Source organism: Rhodopirellula europaea 6C, from assembly GCF_000338295.1.
Classification (GTDB): Bacteria; Planctomycetota; Planctomycetia; order Pirellulales; family Pirellulaceae; genus Rhodopirellula; species Rhodopirellula europaea.
Map to the genome: position 1 here is coordinate 1 of NZ_ANMO01000056.1, position 8,027 is coordinate 8,027.

5 protein-coding genes are annotated in these 8,027 nt (G+C 57.2%); 2 read left to right on the plus strand and 3 right to left on the minus strand.

What is annotated here, in order from left to right; all coding sequences use genetic code 11:
- Positions 1-157 precede the first annotated feature (157 nt).
- From RE6C_RS04860 to RE6C_RS04870, 3 genes are read right to left on the minus strand one after another with little or no spacing between them, the layout of a single operon-like run.
- Positions 158-1,228 carry a hypothetical protein gene (locus RE6C_RS04860; RefSeq protein ID WP_008654412.1) on the minus strand — a complete coding sequence of 357 codons (1,071 nt, stop codon included), beginning with the start codon at positions 1,226-1,228 and terminating at the stop codon, positions 158-160.
- Positions 1,225-3,330, minus strand: a complete 2,106-nt coding sequence (locus RE6C_RS04865) for a hypothetical protein (RefSeq protein ID WP_039961224.1) — start codon at positions 3,328-3,330, stop codon at positions 1,225-1,227. Before RE6C_RS04865 ends, RE6C_RS04860 begins: the two co-directional genes overlap by 4 nt.
- Complete coding sequence (locus tag RE6C_RS04870; RefSeq protein WP_008654414.1) at positions 3,327-4,826, minus strand: MotA/TolQ/ExbB proton channel family protein; 1,500 nt, start codon at positions 4,824-4,826, stop codon at positions 3,327-3,329. Before RE6C_RS04870 ends, RE6C_RS04865 begins: the two co-directional genes overlap by 4 nt.
- Before the next feature lie 341 nt (positions 4,827-5,167).
- Between RE6C_RS04870 and RE6C_RS04880 the strand changes: the two genes are divergently transcribed.
- Both RE6C_RS04880 and RE6C_RS04885 read left to right on the plus strand, forming a co-directional pair.
- Positions 5,168-5,599: a hypothetical protein gene (locus RE6C_RS04880; RefSeq protein ID WP_008654416.1), complete on the plus strand. Its 432-nt coding sequence runs from the start codon at positions 5,168-5,170 to the stop codon at positions 5,597-5,599.
- 132 nt (positions 5,600-5,731) lie between these two features.
- Positions 5,732-7,360, plus strand: a complete 1,629-nt coding sequence (locus tag RE6C_RS04885) for a helix-turn-helix domain-containing protein (protein WP_008654418.1) — start codon at positions 5,732-5,734, stop codon at positions 7,358-7,360.
- Positions 7,361-8,027: the final 667 nt, after the last annotated feature.

Consider the following 8,027-nt stretch of genomic DNA (forward strand, 5'->3'; position numbering starts at 1 on the left):
CACCCAACTCCGTTCAGGAGGGTGAATTCAAACTTGCGAGCACGGCACTTCAAAACTGCACGACCTCGTTGAGGGAGAGGTGGCAAAAGCTGCATCGTGTCCTCGACCTGCAACCCCAATGATTGAACAGCGCAGGCCAACGCTACCGAGGCCAATGTCATTGAGCCTGCGAACGCGAGCCACCGGGGCCGCCGGAGATTGGCCGGTCAAATGGAAGCGGGCGAGCGGCGGTCGCGAATCCGCGTTTGTACAGATGCTCTTTCAGCATCCGAAATGCGGCAAAGCTTTCCGGATAGACCCAGACCGTGATGGTCGTTTTGGATGGATCACGCCCTGCCAATTCCACGTCGAGCAACCGGCTTGTTGAGAGCACTTGATCGATCGGTTGGCCGTGTGGTTCTTCGAGAGGCTCGATCACCATGCCGGCCAGTTGGACTCGGGTGCCCATGGAGGTTTTTCCGCCCTGGGAGATTCGGCCGGTTGATTTGTCCATCGCGTAGTGTGCGACGTATCCGCGAATGGGACCGACGGCGGACGACGAGCGTCCATCTCGTGAGCCACGAATGACGCGACCGAAATCTTCTTTGATGGCTTTCAATAGTGGCTCAATCGGGACGACTGACAAACGATCGTTCTTCAGCCGCAAATGAATCTCGTCACCAAAAACGGTCTTGGCCATTGGTGTGGGCAAGTGTTCGACCGCGACGACGGGCGACTCTTGGCTTTCGAGCCGTTCTTTGGTGCCGGCCAGAGTCGCCAATTCGGCGCTGACCTCTCGCATTTCACTGCCGAGTTTAGCTGCACGTACTTTGTCTTGGTCGAATTGTTTTTGCTTTTGCTCCCATGCCTCTTCTGCGAGCGTGAGCAGATCGAGTAACGCACCACGTTCACGTTTGGCTTGTTCCAGTTCCATGTCGTAGCGTTTGACCATGTTCTCCAAACGCATCGACTCCCGCTGTGCCGCGGCAGCTCGCATGGCGGTTTGCGCAAGTTGCGACAACTGTGAATCGGTTGCCAGCTTGGGTTCGGGCGTTGGCAACCCTTCGGGTGAAACCAGGTCGCCGGGCTTTTGAGCGATTTCGTCGGGCGATGTGAGCGCACGAGTGATGCGTTGCGTTTGGGTTCCGAGAACCACCACGAGGATGATCAGGATCCCAACGAGGTTGGCGACGATGTCCAAAAAGGCATCGTGTCCAAGTTCTAGCGTCGTGCGTCGGCGTCGACTCATCGAACCCTCCTCGTGATTTCCACACCGCTGCCGTTCATCAACGTTTGCAAATCATGAAAACGTTGATCAGCGTGCGGTGCGACCAGCACATCCAGTCGCGGTTGCCAGCGGCCTCCGGGAAGCGTGGCTCCCCAGCCGTCCACGCGATCACGCACGGCGGTGGCCAATTTCATGGTCGCGTTGTAGATCGAATCGTTTCCGAAGGGGAACGTCTGGACAACCACGTTGTTTTGAACCAACTCGTATCGGTCGTGATGACAAACCATCGCGATCGGTCGCACGACTTGGGTGCCGTTGATGCCAGCCATCGAACGCGGCAATGCCCAGTCTCGACCTTCGCGACGCACCGTCTGCGTTGGCTGTTGTGGAGCCTGCATGTTGGTACTTGGCGGCGGTTGGTTGGCCGACTCAGGTGCTTGGCTCGACGAAGGTGGCGAGGCTGATGATTGAGAGACCGAAGCGGAAGCAGATTGGCCGCCGCTTGGCTGCTGCATACCTGCGACTTGTTCGCCGTTGACCTTGGAACTGACACCGCGAAAGTTTGGATCGGATTGGTCGGCGTCTGACTCCCCATCGGTGCCATCGGCGGATTGTTCGTCCATCCAATTGGAGTTTGCAGAGGGACCCTGATTGGCGTCGTTTTGTGGGGCACCGATCAACGGATTGTCTTTTTGTGCCAAGTAGTCATTCAAAGCATCGGACCGTGTTTCAACTGCGCCAAAGCTGGATTGGCTGGATCCCGGAATGGGTTCGGCCAGTCCGCCTGCGGGCAATGGAGGCCCCATCTCACGAGACGGCATGAAACCGTTGGCCCGCGCTTGGCGATCGAGTGAGCGAGCTGACAGAACGGGCAGCGGTTTCTCGGCGGGCTGCATCGACGAGGTTGTTGTGCCGCCCAGCTGAGACGTGGCTCCACCAGCTTGTCCCGCATAGGGATTGTCTGTGGGACCGCCGTCGTTGCCGGTTCCGCCGCTGGCGAAGGTTCCGTCGGATGGTTTGGCACTGAACGCATCCGCGTTGGCGAAGCCGTTGCCAGATGGTCGCGATGCGGCACCGCCGAGTGTCGCGCCGGCTACGCTTTGTGTTCCGTTTCCGTTGCCGCCGGTCCCGCCACGGCCGTCGCCGATGTATTGATGAACGTTGCGGCTGGAGGCTTCGTGAACCGCCAGTTCCATCTTGGGCTTCAAGACCCGGTCGGGTTTCGGGAATGCGAGGTCGACTTCAGCGGGCACCAACTCGTATCCATATTGGTCATCCCAATCTTGCATTGCCGCACGAGCGGTCACGAACGTTTCGATGCCGTCGGGACGGACGATCAACAACGGGTATGGCGGAACACCATCGCCGTAGTTTTGAACCGCGTGTTGTCGGAAGACTCGAAGGGCAGCATCAAGCGGGTTGCGACGAGGAGATCCGGATTGAACACCGGCGAGCAGTTGCGTGTGAGTGATGCGGGTGTCCTCCGGCCATATCGTGACGCCGCTTTCAGTGCACTCGACGTACACGGGCCGACGAGCCGTTCCGTTGGGACCGCGGTGAGGGACAATGACCACGCGTGGCTTGTCGCCGGATTTGACTTCTTCTAATTCCGCAATTTCGCGACGCAACGTTTCCATCTCTTCACGCATCATCACGATGGCTTGTTCATCGATCTTGGTCGCGTCTTCGGGAGCGATGGCTGCGTCGACTTCGTCACTGAGTTGCTTCAGCCGATCACGCAGCTTCTTTGTGGCGGTTTGAACTTGGGTCAGTTCGTCGCGACGACGTTCCACTTTGCTGGTTTGCTTTTCCCGATGCAGAACCAATTGCTCAACGCGAAATTGTTCTTCTTCCAACAACTGAATGGCGGACGCAGCGGTCATTGCCGGCGGTCCGTCGGTATCTATCGACGGATCAGCCGCACCATCGGTCGAGGCTTCGTCATCCGAAGGATCGAGCGTCGGTGCAACCGCTTCGGAATGCTGGGCAACTTGTGGGACCGAAGTGTCCTGAGCTTTTTCGGCCACGAGAGCCAGCAACAGAATCAAGGTACCCAGCGTGCAGACCAGCACCGCGAGAAACGGGAACAACGAGGGAGACAGCGAGGCGCGTCGCCGACTCATGCCGCACGCCTTTTGCTGGTGGAGTCATCCCGACCGCTCGTCGTTTTCGCGGCCGGCAAACGTTGCGACAACGTATCGACGGCACGAGCCAACGTTCGCATTGCTTCACCCATCACCGGATCCAGTTCAACGACGGGAGCCTCGACCTGATTTCGCATGCTTTGCTGAGCCGCAAGTTCGGTCATCGCTTCGGTGTGAGTCATCAATGTTCGGCGATGCGTTTGCACTTCGACGGCCGTCGTGTGCATCGCGTCATTCCAGGCCTTGGTTTGATCCTGCAACGTTTGGCTGACGCCGTTGCCGATCGTGTCCAATCGAGACACGGTGGCTTCGATGCGATCGGCGTGGCTGGTCAGAGCCGGTTGCAACGATGCTTGCATCAATTTGCGGAACTGCTCGGAACCCTCGTTGTGTTGCGTTCGCCATGACGCCTGGGCTTCTTCGATTGTTTCCCGCCACAGTTTCGCTTGCGTCGCCAGTGACTCTTGCACGGCGACTCGAATGCCATCGCAAAGTTGTGTGACCAAAGCGGTTTGGCTGTCGCCAGCGTCGTCACTCGGCAGAGCTTCCGAAACCAAGTCGCGAACACGTTGGTCAACGCTTGCCAGCAAACTTTGCTGAGATCGTTCAACAGGGAACTGCAAGAAGATCGCCAACACCGACAGCACCAAACCCAAAGCGGTGGTGTCGAAGGCAACGTACAAACCGCTTTTCAGTCGGTCGACCGCTGCGGTTCCGTCGGTGAAGTCCAACCCTCCGAGCGTTTGCGTGATGCCAATGACCGTGCCCAAGAAACCGAGCATCGGGATGGCCCACACGATGATGCGAATCAATCCGAATGAATCGTGAGCCGCGTCGGCGTCACGTTCCGACATCTCTCGCAAATCCTGTGGAAGGTCGCCGGTGCCGGTGCGATGGGATTGTCGCCCCAGCACTTCGTTCAGGCGTCGTACCAACAGCGAGTTGCGTGTCGAGCTTGGAAGCGAACGCAGCGATTTTCGCCAACTGCGAGCGATTGCGCCAGCATCATTTTGTTGCAACCAACGTTGAGCGGGTGAGTCCGACGTGGCACCGGTCGCATGCGCCATCAAGTCTTCGTCGCGAAGCAATTCCAATTGATGCCGATCGCGAGCGACTTGCACCGCACGCACGGCGAGAATCGCGATGGCAACGCAGAACAAGATTGCCGCGGCGACGGCAACCGGGTGACCCAGGAAGTACCGGTTCAGTGGTCCCCAGTTGACTCCGAAAACGACGCCGTAGAACACCGCCGAAAGAAGCAAACCCAGACCAATCGGACCGACTGAGGCCACGATCTTGGACAGCAAGGAAGGCGAGTCGACCAACTCGGTCGATTGCTCCGCAGATGTCGATGCGGATGGATCGCTGCCGCTGGCCGGCGTGGTGGCCTGCAATTCCTTCAATGGCTCGACGGGTTCTCCCCAATGATCGGCGGGGGAAAGCGTGTCGTTGGCGTTGAAATCGTGAGGCTTCATCGGACTCCTTCCGGACGGAACGGCGAATCATGGCGCGGAACGGCACAGCCGATCGCACACACCACGTTGTCAGGATCGACCGTTACAACCGGTGGTCTTGATCTAATCCATATTTTTTGACATTCGGTCGCCATAACGGTCGAATCGATGTGGAGCGGCTCGAGGTGAACCGCAGAGAGTAGACGGATGGAAGCCTCGCCAGGAAGATCGATCTGGGGTTGTGGTGGAGCGATCTGGACCGGGACCGAGCTGCTCATCTAGAGTGGCGAAATCGATCGCCGCAATCCTGACCAATGGCTCGGCGATCCGCTTGTTTTCGTATCATTTCCGGAGAAATCACCATGCGTACAAACCTGATCGCCTCGATGGTTTGCGTTGGAATCGGCGTGTTGATCGGGCTGTGCCTGGCTTCGGATTCAGCCGATCACGCGTTTGCCCAAGACTCACCCGTCATTCGCCAGCCGGAAGCACTGGCCGGTGTCCCGCATCCACTGGATGGTACCCCCACGCTGATACATGCTCGACCGGGCCGAGACGTGGGGGCATCAGGCGAAATAATCGGATTTTCCCATGTGGATGAATCAGGAACGCAAGTAATTAGTTTGGTAAACACAGGAAAACTGTGGATGGCTGTGTATCATGTGGGTCCCGATGGCGAGATCCGACTGGTGAGCAGCCGCGCTATCGATGCCGATTTTTCATTGGAACTCAACGCGACGGCGCCATTGCCCGACGACATTCGTCGAATGCAAGGGAAGACGAAGCCTCGTTGAGGCGGCAATTCTGCATCTGAACGGCCCGTTTCTGTTGGCGATTCGCCGGAACGGTCATTAAGATGGGGATGGCAGGGAAGCTACATCAAAACGACACTTTTTGACGCCCTCTATCCTCATCTCAGCGTTGCCATGGCCTCTTATTTGTCTCTCGAAGACGCCGCCAAACAACTCGGAATTCCCGCCGACAAACTGATTGATCTTCGCAGCCAAGGTCAGGTCCGGGGTTTTCGCGATGGTTCCAGCTGGAAGTTTCCTGAGGCAGAGATCGAGCGTCTGAAGGACGAACTTCCAAACATGTCCGGATTGGGTTCCGGAATTCTGGCTGCTGATGGCGGTGGATCAAAAATCGGATCCGTGATCGGCGGTGACAATCCGGCCAGCGACGACAGCGGTTTGGATCTGGACATCGATTCACTCAGCGGCGGCAGTGACGTCAACCTGATTGCCAGCGACTCGGGCGACGGCAGCGACGTGACCATCGTTCCCGGTGCAAAAGCCGACAGCGACGCACCGCTGAAGATTGACCTGGACGACTTGAATTTGTCCGGATCGGCAATCTCGCACGACAGCGGCGATTTGGAATTGGAATCACCCACACCGGGACCAAAATCAGACGGCGACAGCGACGAGTTCAATCTCGGAAGTTCCTTGGGTTTGGACAGCGATTCAGACGACCTGTCGCTGGAGCCAGTCAAGGGAACCGCGCCCGTCGAAGGTGCCAAGAGCCAATCGGATCTGTCCGGTTTGGGCGGAGAAGATAGCGATGGCGAGTTGGACCTTGGCGATATCAGCTCGGACGAACAAGCCAGCAGCCTGGAACTGATGGGCGATCTGGATCTGGACAGCAGTCCATCAGCGGTCGAATCAAAGAGTCACGCTGGCAGCGACGTACTGAGTGAATTGGATTTGTTGGCCGGCGACGCGGCGGGAAGCGGATTGCTTTCCGGCAGTGGCGACTTGCTCGGCAGTTCATTGATGTCGGCTGAATCAGGCGGCTCATCCGGAGTGGACGACGCTCTGGCCGACGATGACGATTTGATCATCGCGGACGATGACGACGACTTGGTTGTCAGCGGTGCGGGAAGCGACATTTCCATCGCTGGAGACAGCGGCATCAACTTGATGAGCCCATCGGACAGTGGCCTTTCCCTGGAAAGCGAACCGCTGGACTTAGCGGGCAGCAGCATTTCGGCCCTCGATTTGGGTGCGGAGCTGAATGAAGGCTCGGGCACCGGAAGCGGTCACGATGGAAGTGGATTGGTTCCCGCCAGCGAAATGGGATCGGGAATCGATTTCAAAGGCGACGACGAATTTCAGTTGTCTGCTTCTGGAATCCAGATCGATGGCAACGAAGAAAGTGCTTCGCAAGTGATCGAAGTTGTCGATTCGGAATCGGTCGACATTGAAGAGGTTGATTTCGATGGTGCCGACCAAGTCGACGCCTTCGATGAAGCCGGCGACAGCGGTTTCGCAATGGACGATGATGTTGCGGAAGTCGATGCGTTGGATGACCCAATGGACGGCGATGGTCTGATCGACGAAAACGCGGCGGTCGCTTCGGCGGGGGCGGGCGTTCGTGGCGGCTACGAGGTTCCGTTCACATTGCTTCAAACGATCGGCTTGCTTCTTATCCTCTGCGTGATGAGTTTGGGCGGCATGTTGATGACCGACTTGGTTCGCAACATGTGGAGCTACGCCGAGCCTTCTGCTCCTGTCAGTGCACTTACCGACATGCTGATCAGCGTCGCCGGTTGGTGATATTGGTCTCTTATCGGCAGTTGGTTTCTAGCCGACTGCCCTCTTGAGCGGGCGATGAATCACGCCCCTTGGTGAATCGCTAGCGGCCTGGTGTCGACAAAGCGGTTTTCCGCATGCGCACGACGCATTCACAGACGTCTGTGTCGCAGCGATTCTCGCAAATCATCCGCCGAAGACATTTTGGCGTGGATCTTCAGGCAAATTCTTTGCCAGCAGCGAGAAGCTTCAACCGCAGCTTGAGATGGTTTCAGTCGCCTGGGTCTAAGTAGCGTCTTGTAACAAATTCCTGTTCGTTTCCTACTTGGAACGCTCGAAACGCTTCTGGATGGTGGAGGAACATGTCTTAGAGTGATCGTTTTGACTACGAACTATTTGCTTGAATTCGAGGTTTTGATTGAAAATTTACGGTGAACGAGAGCACCTTACCTGGTAGGTTAAGGGGACCGAGTGCGCGTTCATGTTGTTCATGACGCGTTCTAGAGAAGAAGGAATTAATTTTGCGACATGGTCGCAGTCTCTATCTGGCAAGGATTTAACCACCGATGAAGCATTTGTTTTCGCTTACTCTCTTGTTTGCATGTCTCACACTCGCGTTTTCTGGGTGTGACAAAGCGGAAGTCGTTGAGCCAACCGCGGCCGAAGAACCTGTCGAACTGACTCCAGAGGC